Raw genomic sequence first — 17591 nt, 5'->3', positions numbered from 1 at the left:
CGAAAAATGCCGGGGTCGCCCCCGGCATCTCTCTTACTTGTCCTTGGCGTCGAGCCACTCGAGCAGAGCAGCGAGACAATCGCGCGCCAGCATCTTGCAGCGCTCCGGGCTCCAGCCCTGTTCGGGCTCGGGCTTGGCCGGATTGTCCTTGTAAGGCATTTCCAGCGTCATCGCAGTCGCGCCGAAGCGTTCGGCGACCTGGTTGGTGCTCATGGTCAGGTTGGCCTGGCCAGCGGCCGCCTTGGTGTAACCCTGCTCGGTCTGGAAGTCGGGCGTCCGGCGGTCGAGGATGCGTTCGTAGAGGTAGAAGCGTTCGCCCTGCGCCTCGGTCCAGCTCGGGATGCCTTCGTACCCTGCCAGGAAAGCGACCGGGATCGCCTCGTCGCCATGCACGTCGATCGCGAAATCCACGCCGGTCTTGTCCATGGCATTGCGGATGGCGAGCACTTCGGGGCTCTTCTCCGGGGTCGGATTGGCCCACTCGCGGTTGAGGTTCACGCCCACCGCATTGGTGCGCAGGTGACCGCGGCGCGATCCGTCGGGATTGGCGTTCGGCACGACATGGATGCGGCAGCGCTGGCGCAGTTCGCGGCCCACGCTGTCGCTGGGATCGGTCAGCACTTCGAGCGCGCCTTCCATCCACCATTCGGCCTGCGTCTCACCCGGATGCTGGCGGGCATAGAGCCAGACCTGGAAGTCGCCTTCGCCCATGGCGAGGCAGTCGATCGGCTGGCCGTCGAGCGTGGTGCCGAGGTGCTTGTACTCGACGCCTTCCGAGGCGGCAGCCTCGGCGATGAGGTCGTGGTGACGCTCCATCGAATAAGGAGCGAAATAGGCGAACCAGACGATGTCGCTGGCGGGCGCGTAGCGGATCGTCAGCGTGCCATTGTCCTCGTCCTTGTCGAAGCTCGAAGAGGCGCGGCCCCAGTAGTCGCGATCTTCCGAAACGCAGGCATCGTAGTCGGGCCAGCCGCCGGGATAGGCGCTCTCGTTGAGACCGGTGATCTTGAGTTCGAGCTCGCGACCGGCAGCGCCAGCGACCCGGAAATGGAACCACTGCGCGAATTCGCTCATGTGATCCTTGCGTACGGCCAGCTTCGCCTTTGCCCCCGAAGCCGACAGTACTTCTATGTTGCCGCTGTCGAACTGGGTATCGATCCTGATATCGCTCACTCGCTAACCTTCACTTCTATCGTTTCGCCATTGTTGCCCGGAAACTCCCGGAACAGAGCGGAGGCGACCGTCTGGGCGTTCGCCTGCGTGCGTGCAAGGGGTGAATTCTCCGGCGGCCGGAAATCGGCGCGACCTTCCCACAGGCTTGCCTGCGTGGCCTTGTCGATGATGCGCACGGTGAGCGTGGTACCCAATCGATCCTTCTCTCCTCCGCCGAGGTTGATGCCGATGCCAAGGCCCACGCCCGAGCCGTAGCTGCCGGTGGAACCGCCGACTCCGACGCTGACCGGGCTGCGCTTGCCGCCTGCGGCCAGCGTGTATTTTTCGACCGATACCTGCGCAATCTGGCTGGCGCCCGTACTATCGGCCTCGATGTAACCAAGGCGCTTGAGTTCCGCAGCCACCGCGGCCTTGTAGGGCGCCAGCGCAAGGGTATCGCCTTGCGCACCTGCAAGGCTTTCCACGAAGACCGTTCCCTTGCCCAACTGGGCGATACGTTCCGGCGCAACGAAGCGCGTGACCTCGACCGGGCCCGGCGGTGTAGCGCAGGCGCCAAGGGCAATGGTGGCGGCCAGCGCCACGGCGGGAAGTGGATGTCTCATCTTGCGATCCTTTCGCGTCTCTCTCGTCGCACCACGGTATCCATGCAACGCATGGCGACCGTTTTGCGCTCCGGGACGCTTGGCGGCGCCCCTAGACAACTTGCCGTTACCAAATCGTATGCTACTCGGCGAGCCATGGACGAAAACAGCAAGGTCCCGGTGCTGGTCACCGGCGGGGCAGGGTATATCGGCAGCCACGCGGTCCTCGCCCTGCGCGATGCCGGCTGGAGCGTGGCAGTGATCGACAACTTGTCGACCGGCTTCGCCTTCGCCATTCCCGAAGGCGTCCCGCTCTATGAAGGCGACATCGCCGACGCCGACCTGTTGGCGCACATCTTTCGCGAGCAGGGCACCAAGGCGATCATGCATTTCGCCGGTTCGATCGTGGTGCCGGAATCGGTCGAGAACCCGCTCAAGTACTACGAAAACAACACGGTGAAGAGCCGCGCGCTGATCGAGGCGGCGGTGAAGGGCGGGGTGGACCACTTCATCTTCAGCTCGACTGCGGCGACATATGGCGTTCCGCAAGTCGAGGCTGTGACCGAGGATACTCCCAAGGAGCCGATCAACCCTTATGGCTGGTCGAAGCTGATGACCGAGCGGATGCTGGCCGATGCTAGCGCGGCGCACGGCTTCAACTTCTGCGCCCTGCGCTATTTCAACGTTGCCGGAGCCGATCCCGAGGGGCGCACGGGCCAGTCTACCGCAGGGGCGACGCACCTTATCAAGGTCGCCTGCGAGGCGGCGACCGGCAAGCGCGACCACGTGGCGGTGTTCGGCACCGATTTCGACACGCGCGACGGCACCGGGGTGCGCGATTATATCCACGTGAGCGATCTTGCGGCCGCACACGTCCTCGCTCTCGAGGCACTGATCGAGCAACCGGAGCATTCGTTGACGATGAATTGCGGCTACGGACGCGGCTTCTCGGTCCTCGAAGTCCTCGACGCGGTCGACCGAGTGACCAACCAGACGATCGTGCGCAAGATGGAGCCGCGCCGTGCGGGCGATCCGGGCCAGCTGATCTCCGATCCCTCGCGCATTCGAGGCACCTTGCCGTGGCAGCCGCGCTATGCCGATCTCGACATCATCGTCAGCCACGCGCTGCAGTGGGAACGGCGACTTGCCGAAATGCGCGGAGACGGTTGACGGGAATCACCCTCGTCGCTAACGGGCGCGCTTGAATTTGCCGCGTCGGGGGCCCATCTCCGGCGCGTATTTATTTGACGAGAAGACCTATGAAGATCCGCAACAGCCTCAAGTCGCTCAAGGACCGCCACCGGGATTGCCGCGTGATCCGTCGCCGCGGGCGCACTTACGTCATCAACAAGACCAACCGCCGCTTCAAGGCCCGCCAGGGCTGATTCGGCGCGCCGCGTCCCGCGCGGTGCATGTCTTGCTGACCGGCCCGGCTCCGAAGGGAGTTCGGGCCGTTCGCGTTTGAGGTGACGGGAATGGCGATCCAGGCTGTCGTGTTCGATGTAGGCAAGGTCCTCTATCAGTGGGACCTTTCGCTCCTGATGCGCAAGGTCGAGAGCGACCCGGAGCGACTGCGCGAGCTGGTCGAGGAGGTCGTTACCGTCGACTGGCACTCGCAGCACGATGCCGGCGTGCCGCTAGCGGAAATGGTTCCGGCCCGTATCGCCGAATATCCGCATCATGCAGAGGCGCTGCGTGCCTATGCGACGCGTTTCAACGAAACGATTCCGGGACCCGTGCCCGGCAGCCATGACCTTGTTTCGAGGCTCGATGCCCGTGGCGTGCCGATTTTCGGGATCACCAATTTCGGTGCCGAGTTCTGGGCCGAGTTCCGTCCGACAGCACCCGTCTTCGACGTGTTTCGCGACATCGTCGTTTCTGGCGAAGAGAAGCTGGCGAAACCGGATCCCGCAATCTTCAAACTTGCAGAACGGCGTTTCGGCCACCCCGCGAATGCCATGCTCTTCATCGATGACAGCCTCGCCAATGTGGAATCAGCCAAGGCCTGCGGCTGGCAGGTACATCATTTCGCCGACGCGCAGACGCTGGAAGCCGACCTTGGGACGCGTGGGCTGTTATAAACGCATGAAAAATGGGCCCTGGCATTGCTGCCAGAGCCCTGGAGGAATCCCACCGATGGAGAGGGGTGGGGGGTAAGTTCGTCAGGAATCGATCAGCCGTTGCACTTTGCAAGGTTATCGGCGGCCAGTTCTTCACCCTTGGCGGTGAAGCCGGCGATTTCGCCGTGTTCCTTCTGGAGTTCGCGGCACACGCGCAGCGGACGCGAAGCGCCCTTTGCAGCGATGCAGGTATCGCCCTTGCAGTTCCATACGACACCGCCAGCGACGGTGGTGGTGGCCTTTTCGACGGGCTTGGCGAGCTGTGCAGTGTAGAACACCTGGTTGCCGGCTGCTTCGGCCGGGGCCGGTGCCACGGCAGCGCCGAAGGTCAGCGAGGTGTATGCGAATGCGGCGACGATTGCGCCGATGTTGACCGAGCGGGGGAGAGTGATGGTCATGGGGAGGTCCTTTACGCTTGCAATTTTCTCAACAAGGCTTGCCATTCGTGCAATTGAGTTTCAAATAGCAACCAGTTGCGAATCGCTACCTATAAAACTAAGTTGCGCATTGCAACCCTTTCGTGGAAAAATTTTTTGGCATCGGCGATTTTCGCGCTAGATAGGTTTCTGGAAGAGGACTGAAATAATGGGCGACCTTCGCGAACCTTTGCGTGAACTCACCGAATGCGGCTTGCCGCAAGCTCTTGAAGTCATGGGCGAACGATGGAGCTTCATGATCCTTCGCGCCAGTTTCAACGGTTTGCACCACTTCGAGGAATTCCTCACCGAACTGGGAATCGCCCGTAACATTCTCTCCAACCGGCTCGCCAAACTGGTCGAACATGGTATTCTCAAGCGCGATCCCTGCGCCGAAGATCGCCGCAAGATCGAATATCGCCTGACCGAAAAGGGCTTCGATTTGCTCCCTGCCATGGTTGCGTTGCGCCAGTGGGGTCAGAAATATGGTTCCGAAGTTGTCGAGAATCCGGTTCTGGTCGATGAACGCGACCGCCTGCCCATCGGACCGACCTCTATCCTGAGCCACGATGGCCGGATCCTCGGTCCTCAGGATCTCTGGCTCGTCGAGCGGAACAATCTCGGTATCCGCGCCGATGGCAGCCGCGCGACAGCAGAAGGTTCGCTAGCGAACGGCGATGTCGTTGACCTCGGTGCGGTGCGCAAGGCCAAGGACGCGGCCTGATCAGCGCGAATAGGGCGGGACGGCCGGTCTCACCTCGTACGTTATCCTGATCCGCACCCATTCCCCGACTTGGGGACGCCCGCCTATCTGCGGCGGACGCACCTTGAATTGCCAGGCCGCGGCCAGAACCGCCCGCCCCATGTTCGAGCCTTGCGGCCCCTCGGCCACCAGCACGCAATTCTCCACGCGATACTGCGGCGCTGTCTGGCAGTTGATCAAGGCAAATCCGGGCCCTGAAGCCGTCGACAGGTAGCCCTGCAATTCCTGGTCGGTCGGTTCGCGATACCAGCGCGCGGCGTAGAGCGGCTCGCCATTGGGTCCACTGCCCGCAATGCGCTCCGAATCGCCTGGCCGCGGTGTGTCGACCGGGCCATATGGCTGGGCACCGACTATGGGCCTGGAGGGCTGCACCCGCGAAATGTCGAGCGATCGCATGCTGTCGGGGGAAACCGGGATCAGCGCCGGGACGGGCGTTTGGCGCGAATTCGGCGGAGTCTGGACAGGCTCCTCGTCAGGCGTGGGCTGCGAAGCCTGGGTAGCGGGAGCAGTTGCCGAGGGCTGGGTCTCTGCTTGGGACGGCTCGTCCTTGTCTTCTTCGGATGGTTCCTCGCTCATGGTCACGGTGACCAGCGAATCGGTCATCGGAACCGGCTCGCGGTTCACGATGCCCAGCGACAATAGCAGGAGAACCAGGAGTGCCTCGATCCCGACAGCAAGAGCGAGGCCCAGCGCCTTGCGTTGCCATTCCGGATCAAGTCGTGACCAATGCCCGCGCAACCGGCCGAGCACGCGCAAACGCCTGTCGTCGGCGCGACTCCGGGATTGGGGGGAATGCATTCGCGCTTCAAATAGCCGCGCAAGAGTGACGTCACAATCGCCCATGGCTGCGTGACGTCATCGTTAAAGCGATCTCAACACGTCGCTGCCACCAGAGGGGGAATTCCCGATTCCCATTGGTACAGCCGGACCCTGCGACACGTGATCGACATCGAAATCCAGAACGAGACGCACCAGACGGTCTTCCGTATCAAGGTGGTGACGGTGCCGCGCATTGGCGAAGGTATCCGCCTGCAGGAACCGAACGGTTCCTGGGCGTCCTACGACATCCTCGACGTCTGGTATCAAAAGGCTGACTATGGCGACGTGTGGATGCCCTATATCCACGTGCGCATGACGCCCGACGAGCTGAAGGCTGTGGAGATGGCCAAGTCGAATCCCATGGTCGATCGCAGCCAGGCCATACCGATCGAGGAATTCCTCAAGAAGTTCGAGGGCGATCGCGAGCACGAGACGGTCAAGCTCAACCTCGACCTGACCGAGGATCACTGACTTCAGGCACGCGGCGCCTGCCTGCGGTAGCTGAGTGCTTCGGCGATGTGAATGCGGCCGACCGGTTCCATTCCCGCAAGGTCGGCGATGGTGCGCGCGACGCGCAGCATCCGCGTGTAGCCGCGGGCCGACAGGCGCATCGCGCTCGCCGCCTGCATCAGTAGCTGGCGGCCCGGCTCGTCGGGCGTCGCGAAAATCTCGAGCGCATCGCCCTGTAGGTCGGCATTGGTTCGCGCGCCGGTTCGCTCCGCGCGCCCGGTCTGAATGGCGCGCGCCTTGAGCACCCGGGCGGCTACCTCCGCGCTCCCTTCGGCAGGCGGGGGTAGGGCGAGGTCCATGGCGCTTACCGGATCGACCTCCACATGAAGGTCGATCCGGTCGAGCATCGGGCCGGACACCTTGCTCTGGTAGTCGGCGGCGCATCGCGGCGCACGGCTGCACGCCAGTGCCGCATCCCCCAGGTGTCCGCAACGGCATGGGTTCATCGCCGCGACCAGCTGGACGTTGGCGGGGAATGTCACGTGAGCATTGGCACGAGCGACGTCGACCTTCCCGGTTTCGAGCGGCTGACGCAGCGAATCGAGTACCGCGCGCTGGAATTCTGGCAGTTCGTCGAGGAACAGCACGCCGAGATGCGCGAGGCTTACCTCTCCTGGCTTCACTCGCAATCCGCCGCCGGTCAGCGCGGCCATGCTCGCCGAATGATGCGGCGCGCGGAAGGGACGCGCACGGCTGATTCGCCCCTCCTCCAATGTTCCGGCAACCGACTGGACCATGCTGACTTCGAGTGCTTCGGGCGGGGTTAGTGGCGGGAGGATGCCCGGGAGGCAGCTGGCCAGCAGCGATTTGCCAGCACCCGGAGGGCCGACCATCAGCAGATTGTGTCCGCCAGCCGCAGCGATCTCGAGCGCACGCTTGGCGGTTTCCTGGCCTTTCACCTGCTTCAGGTCGGGCCCGATGCCCGGCTCGTCCACCAGGCCCGGCTCCGGATCGGGCAGGCGCTGCGTGCCCTTGAGGTGGTTGAGCAGGCTCGCAAGGTCGGGGGCGGCGCAGACCGGAATGTCGCTCGCCCACCGCGCTTCGGAACCTTGCCCCTGCGGGCAGATGAGTCCGACATCGGCCTCGCTCGCGTGGATCGCGGCCAGCAGTACTCCGGGCGACGGCACAATCCGCGCATCGAGGGCGAGTTCGCCCACCGCAATCCAGTCGCACAACTGTTCGGCATCGGTGACCCCCATCGCGGCCAGCAGGGCGAGTGCGATGGGCAGGTCGTAGTGCGAACCCTCCTTGGGCAGGTCGGCGGGCGACAGGTTGATGGTGATCCGTTTGGGCGGCAGGGCGAGGCCCATTCCGGCCAGCGCGGCGCGGACGCGTTCCTTGCTCTCCCCCACCGCCTTGTCTGCCAGACCGACGATATTGAAGTTGGGCAGTCCCGGCGCGACCGAGCATTGTACCTCTACCCCGCGGGCTTCCAGCCCGAGGTAAGCGACCGTTTTGACGAGTGCGACCAGCGTTAACCCCCAACCCCGTATTCATACGTGGCGATGACTGCAAACTGCTGATTTGTCGAGGGGAACAGTCTCCGCATCGGTGGAGAAGGGATGCCGTTAACCCGGCTTTAGGCACGTGCCTTTGGAAGCTGGCAAGATGCCGGGGAGCAATCCTGCCGAATGCTTCGACCAGCCGCTCTTGCCTGTTCAGTATTCGGCCTCGCGCTTGCCGCTCCGGCGAGCGCGCAGTCGCTGAGCATCATGACTGTGCCGGTGGTACTTGCTGCGCAACCGCTAGCCCAGTTGCCCGTGGATGATGCGCGCCGGATCGGGGTGGTTCGCGATACGGCGGGTGCCGATTTCACGAACCTGCGCTTCACCATTCCGGGTCGAGGCGAGTTCGCACCTGTTTCCGCCATCGCCCGTCCGGCGGTCGATCGCAGTTTTCGCGATTATCGGCGGGGCATCGCCCGCTTCGGTCCCTTTCTCGTCCTCGATTCGCGTCGAGTCGCGCTGGTGGACGAGACGGGTCACGACACGCCCGCCGTCTTTGCCGCCATGCGTCGTGCCTTTCCCGACCTGGTCCAGGTCGACATGGTCGAGTGCCCGGGTACGCGCGACGACAAGGCCAACATGGAACTCGGACGGATGATCCGTGCCGCACATATGGTCACGCACGTCCCGCCGATCGGTTCGGTCCGGTCCGGCGCGGTAGAGTTGTTCCTCGCCGGTGTTGAGCGCGACATTGCCGATGGTGCAGAGTTCGCGGTGCACAGCTGGATGGACGAATACGGACGCGAAGCTGGCGATTTCGGCGAGAATGCACCGGAGAACCTCAAGTACATCGTCTATTATCGCGAGATGGGAATGGGCGAGCGGCAGGCGCGCGCATTCTATGCCTTTACCAATTCGGTGCCTCATGCCGAGGCACTGTGGCTCGAGGCGCAGGACATGCGCCGCTGGGCCGCGCCCGCGCCAGCACAGGCGGTGGTGGAACCGCCCGCACAGCAGGCACCCAAACTGGCCTATTCCGACATGACTTTCTCTTGACGTAGCGGGCGCGCTTCCTTATGCGCGCGCCATTCAAGCGGTCACCCCGCCCGGGTGGCCCTTTTTGTTGGTGGCGTCTCGCGCCGCCGGAACCAGAAGATTTTTGTAGGACACTTCCGATGAAGCGGACTTTCCAGCCCTCGAACCTCGTGCGCCAGCGTCGCCACGGTTTTTTCGCGCGCAAGGCGACCCCGGGTGGCCGCAAGGTGCTTCGCGCCCGTCGCGCTCGCGGCCGCAAGAAGCTTTGCGCCTGAGCTGATTCGCTGCGCTTGTGCGCGGCGATCGACGGACGAATGCAAGCGGGCTCCCATCGGGGGCCCGTTTTGCGTATCTGGCATCCATGCACCCGAGCCTATCCGTGATCCGCAAGCGCAGCGACTTCCTCGCCGCGAATCGGGGCCTCAGGGTCGCGCGACCGGGATTCGTGCTGCTCGCCAACCCGAACGGCGGGAAGGGCAAGCGCTACGGGATCACTGTGACGAAGAAGATCGGCAACGCCGTCGTGCGCAACCGGATGAAGCGTCGCTTCCGCGAATTGCTGTGGGCAGCGCTGCCCGAGCAAGGGTTGCCGGATCACGATCACATCCTGATCGGGCGCGAGGGCGGGGTAGAACGCGATTTCGCCACGCTGAAGGACGAACTGTCCGCAGCGCTCGCCCGTGCGAGCGAAGGCAAGGGCGATCGCCCGCGTCCGCCTCGCCACCAAAGGAGCCGCCGCGCATGAAGCATGTCTTCATCTTCATCGCCCGCCTGTGGCAGTGGGGTCCCAGCCGGATCCTGCCGCCCAGTTGTCGCTATTCGCCCTCTTGCAGCCAGTACGCCATCGAGGCGCTGGGAAAATATGGCGCGATCAAGGGTGGATGGTTGGCCACTAAGCGTATAATGCGCTGCCACCCTTGGGGCGGACACGGCCATGACCCGGTGCCATAGCGCCGGTGTATTGAAAGCCTGATACACCTTCCCACATTACGATTTTCGATTGAACTAGACGGGACCGACCTTGGAAAACCAGCGCAACCTGATCCTGGCCATCGCGCTTTCATTCCTGCTCCTCATCGGGTGGGACTATGCGATGAACTACTTCTACCCACAGCCCGAACAGGCGCTGGTAGAAGACAAGGCCGACACTCCCAGCGAGCAGGCGGCCACCGCCAAGACTCAGCATACCCGCACCGGGGGGCTCGTCGACCCGACGCTGCAGGCGCTCGAGAAGGCGGATCTCAAGACCGCGCTTTCCTCGCCCGACCGCGTGAAGATCGATGGGCCGCGCGTGGCCGGGTCGATCAACCTCAAGGGCGGCGTTGTCGACGACGTCGTGCTCAAGGACCACATGGAAGGAACCGGCAAGGATAGCGAACCGGTTCGCATCTTCTCCCCCAACGGCACGCCCGCGCAGCAGTTCGCCCAGTTCGGCTGGGTCGGCTCCAACCTCAAGGTACCCGGTCCCCAGACCGTCTGGTCCGCCGACAGCGAGGTGCTGACCAAGGAAGCGCCGGTCACCCTGACCTGGGACAATGGCGAGGGGCTGACCTACGCCATCCGCTATTCGATCGATGACAACTACATGCTCACCGCCGCGCAGTCGGTGTCCAACGGCGGTACCAATCCGGTGGTCGTCCAGCCGTTCGGCCTGGTCAACCGCACCAGCAAGACTGCCAGCCAGGATATCTGGATCGCGCATTCGGGCCCGATGGGCGTGTTCGGCGACACCGCCGATTACGACATCGACTATTCCACGCTCGACGAGGACAAGAAGGTCACTCCCGAAGGACGGACGCGCTGGGCGGGATTCACCGACATCTACTGGCTTTCGGCGCTTGTCCCGCAGGACGACCTTGCGCCCGAAACCACGTTCCGTGCCATGGGCAACGAGACCTATCGCGCCGACATGATCTACGAACCGGTCACCGTTCCTGCCGGCAAGAAGCTCACCACCACCTCGCGGCTCTATGCCGGTGCGAAGGAAAGCGTGGTGCTCGACCAGTATCAGAATGCGGGGATCGAGAAGTTTGGCTTCGCCATCGAGTGGGGCTGGTTCCGCTGGTTCGAAAAGCCGATGCTGTGGCTGTTGCGGACGCTGTTCGAAGCGGTCGGCAACTTCGGCATCGCCATCATCCTGCTGACCGTGATCGTGCGCGGCCTGATGTTCCCGATCGCCCAGAAGGGCTTCGCCTCGATGGCTTCGATGAAGGCCATCCAGCCGAAGATGAAGGCGATCCAGGAGAAGTACAAGGACGACAAGCAGAAGCAGCAGATGGAGATCATGGAGCTTTACAAACGCGAGAAGGTAAACCCGGTCGCGGGCTGCCTTCCCATGCTGCTGCAGATCCCGGTCTTCTTCGCGCTCTACAAGGTGCTCGTGCTGGGCATTGAGATGCGCCACCAGAAGTTTCTCTGGATCAGCGACCTTTCGGCACCCGATCCGGCGAACCTTGCCGCGCTGCTCTCGATGGGCGGGATCACCGTGCCGAGCTGGCTGATGATGATCTTCGGCCTCGGCGTGCTCGGCGTGCTGCTCGGGGTGACGATGTGGCTGACCTTCAAGCTCAACCCCAGTGCGATGGACCCTGTGCAGCAGCAGATCTTCAACATCATGCCTTGGGTGCTGATGTTCGTCATGGCGCCGTTCGCTGCGGGCCTGCTTCTTTACTGGGTCACCTCGAACATCCTGACGCTGGCACAGCAGAAGTACCTCTATTCCAAGCATCCGCAGCTCAAGGCCGCAGCTGAAGAGGAAAAGGCTGCAAAGGCCAGGGAAGCGGCCAAGGCAGGCTGATGGACGAGGAAGAACTCCTCACGCTCGAAAAGCGGGCGAACAAGCTGTTCTCGGGCCGGGTGGAGTTTCTTCTCTCGGCTCCGCAGCTCAAGTTCCTCCCCGAGCCCGACGTGCCGGAAATCGCGTTCTGCGGACGCTCCAACGTCGGCAAGAGCTCGCTGCTCAATGCGCTCACGGGACGCAAGGCCATCGCACGCGCCTCGGTGACGCCCGGTCGCACGCAGGAGCTGAACTTTTTCGAGGTCGGCGACCCGACCCTGTTCCGCCTCGTCGACATGCCCGGCTACGGCTTTGCCAAGGCACCGGTGAAAGTGGTCGAAAAGTGGAAGGAACTGGTCCGCACCTACTTGCGAGGTCGCCCTGCGCTTGCCCGCACACTGGTGCTGGTCGATGCGCGTCACGGTCCCAAGGACGTCGACCGCGAAATGATGAAGATGCTCGACCAGGCGGCTGTCGGCTACCGCGTCGTGCTGACCAAGGCCGACAAGATGAAGGCGAGCGAGCTGGAAAAGGTCGTTGCTGCGACCGAGGCCGAGGCGCGCAAGCACGTCGCCGCCTATCCCGAGGTGCACGTCACCTCGAGCGAGAAGGGCATGGGCATCGGGGCTTTGCGGGCGGCTGTACTGGCGGACGCCGGGGTCTGAAGACATAGTCTCAATCGAGCGATATGGAGCGAGGATGTCCCGGCTGCTCCTGTTCAACAAACCTTTCGGCGTCCTGTCCCAATTCACCGACCATGGATCGCCGACAATGCGCGCGACATTGTCGGACTTCATTGGGGTGAAGGGCGTCTACCCCGCCGGGAGGCTCGATCGTGACAGCGAGGGACTACTGCTACTTACGGACGACGGACGGCTGCAGGCGCGCATTGCCGATCCGCGGTTCAAGCTGCCCAAGACCTACCTCGTACAGGTCGAAGGCGATCCGCAGGAACCGGAACTGGAGCGTTTGCGGCAAGGCGTCCGGCTCAAGGACGGCATGACACTGCCGGCTGAGGTCGCATGCATCGACGCACCGGATCTGTGGCCACGCGATCCGCCGATACGCCAGCGCAAGTCCATTCCCGATAGCTGGGTCAAGATCACCATCCGCGAAGGTCGTAACCGGCAGGTGCGGCGCATGACGGCGGCTGTTGGCCTGCCCACCCTGAGGCTGGTGCGCTGGTCGATCGGTGACTGGACGGTCGAAGGGATCGCGCCGGGACAATTCGAGGAAATTTTCGTCTAGGCGCAATCGCAGGCTCGTCTAAAGGCGGTGGCGTCCCATGAACTACCGCCACTCATTCCATGCCGGAAACAGCGCCGATGTCGTGAAGCACAGCCTGCTGATCGCCCTTGTGCGGGCGCTGCAGCAAAAACCGGGTGCGCTGACCCTCATAGATACCCATGCGGGCTGCGGGATTTATGATCTTCACGGCAACCAGGCGCAACGCACCGGTGAGGCGGCGCAAGGCGTATTGCGAGCCTTTGCCGATGCGAGCCCCTTGCTCGACGACTATCGCGCTGCGGTGCAGGCGGTGAACCTCGGGCCGGAGCCGCGGCTCTATCCCGGTAGCCCGTGCATTCTGGCGCAACTGTTGCGTGAGCAGGATGTCCTGATCCTCAACGAGAAGCATCCGGAGGATGCCAAGGCACTACGCGCCGCAATGCGCGACACATCCGCCGCGGTGCATCAGCGCGACGCATATGAGCTGTGGCTCGCAATGCTGCCGACCCGGACGGCGCGCGGTGTGGTGGTGGTCGACCCGCCGTACGAACAGACGGACGAACGCGCACGGATCACGGACACGCTAGCTGCAGCCCGGCGCAAATGGGCGCATGGGGTGACGGTGATCTGGTATCCGCTGAAGGATCGCGCCACGCATGTGCGGTGGAAGCAGAAGCTGCGCCGGCTGAGCATAACCAAATTCATGAGCATCGAGCATTGGCTGTATGATGCGGAGCAGCCCGGCATTTATAACGGCGCGGGTCTCTTCATCGTCAATCCGCCCTACGCCTTCACGCAGACGCTGCCGCCTCTGCTGGAAGCCCTCCGCGTCGCGCTTGCCCCGGAAGGGCAGAGGGGAGAGATCAGCGTCGAGTGGCTCGGCGATTGAGGCGAGGCCTCTACCAGAGATGCGACACTTCCTCGCCGAAGTGACAGGCAGGCCAGGTGCTTGCGCCGATATGTGGGGCAAAACTTGTTAGGCGGCAGCTGCCGAAATCGGCTCGTTAGCCGCACGTCGCCATTCGGGCGGGCCTAAGTCGCGAACAGCATATCGTCGCTGGCGAAGGCCTTCATCTCCAGCGCATTTCCACTCGGGTCGCGGAAGAACATTGTCGCCTGTTCGCCCGGCTGGCCCTTGAAGCGGATCGTCGGGGCAATCGCGAAGTTTACGCCCGCGGCGGTCAGTCGCCCGGCGAGTTCCTGCCAATCCTCCATCTTCAGGACGATGCCGAAATGGGGCACCGGCACGCCGTGGCCGTCGACGTGGTTGGCAGCGCGGTCGCCTGCCTGACCCGGCGCGAGGTGCGCGACGATCTGGTGGCCGTAGAAGTCGAAGTCGATCCACTCGTCGCTGCTGCGGCCCTCGGCACAGCCCATGGCCTCGCCATAGAATGCGCGTGCGGCGGCGAGGTCGTCGACGGGGAAGGCGAGGTGGAAGGGGCGCAGGCTCATGCCACTCGTCTAGCGCTGAAGTCGCCGGTCGCAAAGGCGCAACGTTCATTCTCGACAGGCGGAAGCTGAACCTCTACCGCGCCGACAGCGAAAGGTGGGACGCGCATGAAACTGGTGATCGGAAACAAGAATTATTCCAGCTGGAGCCTGCGCGGCTGGCTGGCGGCCAAGCAGTCGGGACTGTCGTTCGAGGAAATCATCGTCCCCCTGTTCGGCGAGAATTGGGAAGCCGATCGCAACGATGGCCAGATCCGGCCTTCGTCCGGCAAGGTGCCGCTGCTGTGGGACGGCGAGGTCGTTGTCTGGGACAGCCTCGCGATCATGGAATACCTTGCCGACAAGGTCGGGCGGGACCGCTTCTGGCCCAAGGATGACACGGCGCGCGGCATGGCGCGATCGATGGTCGCGGAGATGCACTCCTCCTTTGCCAATTTGCGCGGCGAGTGCCCGATGAACGTACGCAAGCGCTTCGACGGGTTCGAGCCGAGCGAGGCTTGCAAGGCAGACATCCTGCGCATCCTCGGCCTCTGGGCAGAAGCTCGCAGCCGCTTCGGCAGCGGCGGGCCGTTCCTGTTCGGCACTTTCGGCGCGGCCGACGTATTCTTTGCCCCCGTCGTGTCGCGGTTCATCACCTACCAGATCCCCGTACCGGGCTTTGCCATCTCCTACATGGAAGCGGTGTGGGAACACGAATGGATGCAGGCCTGGATCAACGCGGCCGAGGACGAAGAATGGGTCATCGAACAATACGAAACCGTGGGCTGAGCATCCTTGCGGCAGCCGCCGCGCTCGCTCTTCCCGCGCAGGCGCAGGCCTGGGGTTTCTATGCGCACAACGTCACCGCCGAAGTCGCGCTCGAGAATGTGAAACCCGAAACGCGGGTGAAGATCGCGAAGCTGCTGCGCGCGGCGCCGCAACTGGGAACGCCGGGGTGCGCGCTCAGGACGCTGGGCGATGCCTCGACCTGGCCCGATTGCCTGCGCGGCGAGAGCTGGCGCTGGGGTTATACCTTCGCCTGGCACTACCAGACCGAGCCGGTTACGCAGGACTATGACGTGCGCAAGAACTGCAGCGGCGGCAATTGCGTCTCCGCTCAGATCGAACGCAACCAGCGCATCCTCGCCGGCGAGAGCCTGCCCGACAATGTCCGGCTGGAGGCGCTGGCCTTTCTCGTCCACTTCATCGGCGATATTCACATGCCGCTGCACTCGGGTGATTTCGAGGATCGCGGCGGCAACGACCGGGTGACCGATTACGGCATCGTACCAGGCCTAAACCTCCACTGGATCTGGGATGGCCCACTGGCAGAGCGTGCCATCACCAGTGCGCAACCCTCGCTCGTCCGGCGCTATTCGGAAACCGAACGGGCTGAGCTCGGCGGCGGCGACGCGGCGATATGGGGGCGGGAAAGCTGGGAAATCGCCAAGGGGTTTGTCTATCCCGAGGCCTTCGACTGCGAACCTTGCGAAGGCGCATTGCCGAAGGAAACGGCACTCACGCAGGACGATATCGAGCGCGCCATTCCCATCTCGCAACGCCGCGTGACGCAGGCAGGCATCCGCATGGCCGAATATCTCGATGCGGCCTTTGCGCCCGGCCCCTTGCCGGAACCGCAGCGCAACTAGGGCAGTCGTTTTGTCGGGTAGCGCGTGCCGTCCTTGCGGGCGTATCCCTCGGCGTCGAAGACCATGTCGATATCGGGGTACTCGCCCGAATCGTCCTCATCCCCCGCGCTGATGGCGACGAAGACGCAAGGCTTGTCGGTGCGGTTGTGGAGGCGATGGCCGTTCTCGACCCCGGCTGCCCATGCCAGGACGTCGCCCGGCCGGACCGTGGTTTCGCCGTCGTCCTCGATCAACACCGCTTCGCCCTCGAGCATGACCAGTAGCTCGTCCTCGAGCCGGTGCCAGTGTCGCTGCGACGAAAAGGCGCCCGGCTCGAGCGTGACATGGCTCGCGCCCAGTCGGGTCAGCCCGGCGACAGGAGCAAGGCGGCGATACCAGCGTCCCTGGACCTCGGCATCGAATGGCGCGGGATAACCCGTCGCATTGGTCTGGGGGATGGCATCGAGATCGAGCTTGGGCATGGGCGCGCACTCCTGCTAGCGAGGCGTTCATGACCCAAGTCCTCGACTTCGCCAAGCAGCTGATTGCCGCGCCCAGCGTAACGCCTGCGACAGGCGCAGTGTTCGATGTGTTCGAGGTACTGCTCGCTCCGTTCGGCTTTGAAATAAAGCGTTTCATTCGTGGCGACGGCGCACCCGGGACGCCCGATGCTCCCGTCGAAAACCTATTCGCGATCCGCCATGGCCCGCCGGGTTCAAAGCACTTCGCTTTTGCCGGGCACCTCGACGTCGTGCCTCCCGGCCAGGGCTGGACCACCGGCGCCTTCGAACCCGAAGTCCGCGGAGACCTGCTCTACGGTCGCGGCGCGGTCGACATGAAGGGCTCTATCGCCTGCATGGTGGATGCGGTTGCCGACATCCCTGCCGACGCTGGTACGATCAGCTTCATCATCACCGGGGATGAGGAAGGTCCGGCACTCCACGGCACGCGCGCGCTCATCGACTTCATGGCCGCGGCAGGTCACACGCCCGACCTGTGCCTCGTCGGCGAACCGACCAGCGTCCATCGCCTCGGCGACATGATGAAGATCGGACGGCGCGGGTCGCTCAACATTTGGCTCGAGGTGGAGGGAAAGGAAGGGCATGTCGCCTATCCCCACCTCGCCGACAACCCGATCCCGAAGCTCGTAGCGATGCTCGCTGAACTCGACGCACTACTACTCGATGAGGGGAACGACTGGTTCCAGCCGTCGAACCTCGAGATCACCGACATGGAGGTCGGCAATCCTGCCACCAACGTCATCCCCTCGCATGCCAGGGCGCGCCTCTCGATCCGCTTCAACGACCATCATACCGGCGCGGAGTTGTCTGCACTCGTCACCGAGGTTGCGGAACGACATGGCGGCACGGCGCGCCCCGTCATTTCCGGCGAACCCTTCCTCACACCGCTTGGCGAATTCAGCGCCATCGTCGCCGAGGCCGTGAGGGCGGAGACCGGGATCGACCCCGAGCCGTCGACCACCGGTGGCACTTCCGACGCGCGTTTCCTGCGCGCCGTCTGCCCGGTGATAGAGTTCGGCCTGACCAACGCCACCATGCACAAAAGGGACGAAGCGGTGGCCATTGCAGACCTTTCCACGCTAAGCCGGATCTACACGCGCATCGCAAAACACGCGTTGGGCCAATAATTTGGAGTTACCGAGGGGATAG

23 protein-coding genes are annotated in these 17591 nt (G+C 63.6%); 16 read left to right on the top strand and 7 right to left on the bottom strand.

All coding sequences use genetic code 11. The features are described 5' to 3' along the window. Positions 1 to 33: 33 nt before the first annotated feature. Together RAM60_RS10630 and RAM60_RS10625 are read right to left on the bottom strand one after the other, a co-directional pair. Entirely contained in the window at positions 34 to 1173 is a 1140-nt protein-coding gene (locus RAM60_RS10630) for a M14 family metallopeptidase (protein ID WP_369026791.1), read from the bottom strand. Then, complete coding sequence (locus RAM60_RS10625; RefSeq protein WP_369026792.1) at positions 1170 to 1775, bottom strand: DUF4136 domain-containing protein; 606 nt, start codon at positions 1773 to 1775, stop codon at positions 1170 to 1172. The genes RAM60_RS10630 and RAM60_RS10625 overlap by 4 nt, the downstream gene beginning before the upstream one ends. Positions 1776 to 1910: 135 nt before the next feature. On the opposite strand from RAM60_RS10625, the gene galE reads away from it, so the two are divergent. The 3 genes from galE to RAM60_RS10610 all read left to right on the top strand — a co-directional run bounded on the left by galE (position 1911) and on the right by RAM60_RS10610 (position 3835). Further along, the gene (gene galE / locus RAM60_RS10620; RefSeq protein WP_369026793.1) at positions 1911 to 2924 is read left to right on the top strand and encodes a UDP-glucose 4-epimerase GalE; all 1014 of its coding nucleotides are present in this window, start codon (positions 1911 to 1913) and stop codon (positions 2922 to 2924) included. An 89-nt stretch (positions 2925 to 3013) separates the two neighbouring features. Further along, positions 3014 to 3139 (top strand): type B 50S ribosomal protein L36, encoded by a 126-nt coding sequence (gene ykgO / locus RAM60_RS10615; RefSeq protein ID WP_029941846.1) that lies wholly within the window; start codon positions 3014 to 3016, stop codon positions 3137 to 3139. Between the two features lie 90 nt (positions 3140 to 3229). Next, a complete protein-coding gene (locus tag RAM60_RS10610; protein ID WP_369026794.1) occupies positions 3230 to 3835 on the top strand; it encodes an HAD family hydrolase in 606 nt (201 codons plus the stop codon). Between the two features lie 92 nt (positions 3836 to 3927). Here RAM60_RS10610 and RAM60_RS10605 read toward each other — a convergent pair whose 3' ends face one another. Beyond that, positions 3928 to 4272, bottom strand: coding sequence for a DUF8200 family protein (locus RAM60_RS10605; RefSeq protein WP_369026795.1), 345 nt, complete (start codon positions 4270 to 4272; stop codon positions 3928 to 3930). A gap of 187 nt (positions 4273 to 4459) precedes the next feature. On the opposite strand from RAM60_RS10605, the gene RAM60_RS10600 reads away from it, so the two are divergent. Further along, on the top strand, positions 4460 to 5014 hold the full coding sequence (locus tag RAM60_RS10600; RefSeq protein WP_369026796.1) for a winged helix-turn-helix transcriptional regulator: 555 nt from the start codon (positions 4460 to 4462) through the stop codon (positions 5012 to 5014). Here RAM60_RS10600 and RAM60_RS10595 read toward each other — a convergent pair whose 3' ends face one another. Then, positions 5015 to 5803: an NADH-quinone oxidoreductase subunit E gene (locus RAM60_RS10595; RefSeq protein WP_510639713.1), complete on the bottom strand. Its 789-nt coding sequence runs from the start codon at positions 5801 to 5803 to the stop codon at positions 5015 to 5017. It abuts the gene before it with no gap. A gap of 189 nt (positions 5804 to 5992) precedes the next feature. On the opposite strand from RAM60_RS10595, the gene RAM60_RS10590 reads away from it, so the two are divergent. After that, entirely contained in the window at positions 5993 to 6343 is a 351-nt protein-coding gene (locus RAM60_RS10590; RefSeq protein WP_369026798.1) for a hypothetical protein, read from the top strand. A 2-nt stretch (positions 6344 to 6345) separates the two neighbouring features. Here the strand turns inward: RAM60_RS10590 and RAM60_RS10585 are convergent, their stop codons facing one another. Continuing rightward, complete coding sequence (locus tag RAM60_RS10585) at positions 6346 to 7854, bottom strand: YifB family Mg chelatase-like AAA ATPase (protein ID WP_369027341.1); 1509 nt, start codon at positions 7852 to 7854, stop codon at positions 6346 to 6348. A 159-nt stretch (positions 7855 to 8013) separates the two neighbouring features. Here RAM60_RS10585 and RAM60_RS10580 point away from each other — a divergent pair, with 159 nt between their 5' ends. The 8 genes from RAM60_RS10580 to RAM60_RS10545 all read left to right on the top strand — a co-directional run bounded on the left by RAM60_RS10580 (position 8014) and on the right by RAM60_RS10545 (position 13754). Beyond that, a complete protein-coding gene (locus RAM60_RS10580) occupies positions 8014 to 8883 on the top strand; it encodes an alpha/beta hydrolase (RefSeq protein WP_369026799.1) in 870 nt (289 codons plus the stop codon). 119 nt (positions 8884 to 9002) lie between these two features. Next, positions 9003 to 9137 (top strand): 50S ribosomal protein L34, encoded by a 135-nt coding sequence (rpmH, locus tag RAM60_RS10575; RefSeq protein WP_200981340.1) that lies wholly within the window; start codon positions 9003 to 9005, stop codon positions 9135 to 9137. An 86-nt stretch (positions 9138 to 9223) separates the two neighbouring features. Beyond that, positions 9224 to 9607 (top strand): ribonuclease P protein component, encoded by a 384-nt coding sequence (rnpA, locus tag RAM60_RS10570; RefSeq protein ID WP_369026800.1) that lies wholly within the window; start codon positions 9224 to 9226, stop codon positions 9605 to 9607. After that, positions 9604 to 9813, top strand: coding sequence for a membrane protein insertion efficiency factor YidD (gene yidD, locus RAM60_RS10565; RefSeq protein ID WP_369026801.1), 210 nt, complete (start codon positions 9604 to 9606; stop codon positions 9811 to 9813). Before rnpA ends, yidD begins: the two co-directional genes overlap by 4 nt. A gap of 70 nt (positions 9814 to 9883) precedes the next feature. Continuing rightward, positions 9884 to 11659 (top strand): membrane protein insertase YidC, encoded by a 1776-nt coding sequence (gene yidC / locus RAM60_RS10560; protein ID WP_369026802.1) that lies wholly within the window; start codon positions 9884 to 9886, stop codon positions 11657 to 11659. After that, the gene (gene yihA / locus RAM60_RS10555; RefSeq protein ID WP_200981336.1) at positions 11659 to 12303 is read left to right on the top strand and encodes a ribosome biogenesis GTP-binding protein YihA/YsxC; all 645 of its coding nucleotides are present in this window, start codon (positions 11659 to 11661) and stop codon (positions 12301 to 12303) included. The genes yidC and yihA overlap by 1 nt, the downstream gene beginning before the upstream one ends. Before the next feature lie 34 nt (positions 12304 to 12337). After that, positions 12338 to 12886 carry a pseudouridine synthase gene (locus tag RAM60_RS10550; RefSeq protein WP_369026803.1) on the top strand — a complete coding sequence of 183 codons (549 nt, stop codon included), beginning with the start codon at positions 12338 to 12340 and terminating at the stop codon, positions 12884 to 12886. Positions 12887 to 12923: 37 nt separating this feature from the next. Continuing rightward, positions 12924 to 13754, top strand: a complete 831-nt coding sequence (locus tag RAM60_RS10545) for a 23S rRNA (adenine(2030)-N(6))-methyltransferase RlmJ (protein WP_369026804.1) — start codon at positions 12924 to 12926, stop codon at positions 13752 to 13754. A gap of 143 nt (positions 13755 to 13897) precedes the next feature. Here RAM60_RS10545 and RAM60_RS10540 read toward each other — a convergent pair whose 3' ends face one another. Next, on the bottom strand, positions 13898 to 14317 hold the full coding sequence (locus tag RAM60_RS10540) for a VOC family protein (RefSeq protein WP_369026805.1): 420 nt from the start codon (positions 14315 to 14317) through the stop codon (positions 13898 to 13900). A 105-nt stretch (positions 14318 to 14422) separates the two neighbouring features. Here RAM60_RS10540 and RAM60_RS10535 point away from each other — a divergent pair, with 105 nt between their 5' ends. Further along, the gene (locus RAM60_RS10535) at positions 14423 to 15082 is read left to right on the top strand and encodes a glutathione S-transferase family protein (RefSeq protein ID WP_200981332.1); all 660 of its coding nucleotides are present in this window, start codon (positions 14423 to 14425) and stop codon (positions 15080 to 15082) included. After that, positions 15049 to 15942 (top strand): S1/P1 nuclease, encoded by an 894-nt coding sequence (locus RAM60_RS10530; RefSeq protein ID WP_369026806.1) that lies wholly within the window; start codon positions 15049 to 15051, stop codon positions 15940 to 15942. Before RAM60_RS10535 ends, RAM60_RS10530 begins: the two co-directional genes overlap by 34 nt. Here RAM60_RS10530 and RAM60_RS10525 read toward each other — a convergent pair. Beyond that, the gene (locus RAM60_RS10525; RefSeq protein ID WP_369026807.1) at positions 15939 to 16403 is read right to left on the bottom strand and encodes a cupin domain-containing protein; all 465 of its coding nucleotides are present in this window, start codon (positions 16401 to 16403) and stop codon (positions 15939 to 15941) included. The two genes, RAM60_RS10530 and RAM60_RS10525, sit on opposite strands and share 4 nt — an antisense overlap. A 29-nt stretch (positions 16404 to 16432) precedes the next feature. Here RAM60_RS10525 and dapE point away from each other — a divergent pair, with 29 nt between their 5' ends. Further along, on the top strand, positions 16433 to 17569 hold the full coding sequence (gene dapE, locus RAM60_RS10520) for a succinyl-diaminopimelate desuccinylase (protein ID WP_369026808.1): 1137 nt from the start codon (positions 16433 to 16435) through the stop codon (positions 17567 to 17569). Positions 17570 to 17591 lie beyond the last annotated feature (22 nt).

Source organism: Qipengyuania sp. RANM35, from assembly GCF_041021145.2.
In the GTDB taxonomy this organism is placed as follows: domain Bacteria; phylum Pseudomonadota; class Alphaproteobacteria; order Sphingomonadales; family Sphingomonadaceae; genus Qipengyuania; species Qipengyuania soli.
This window is presented reverse-complemented; position numbering and strand designations above follow the sequence as displayed.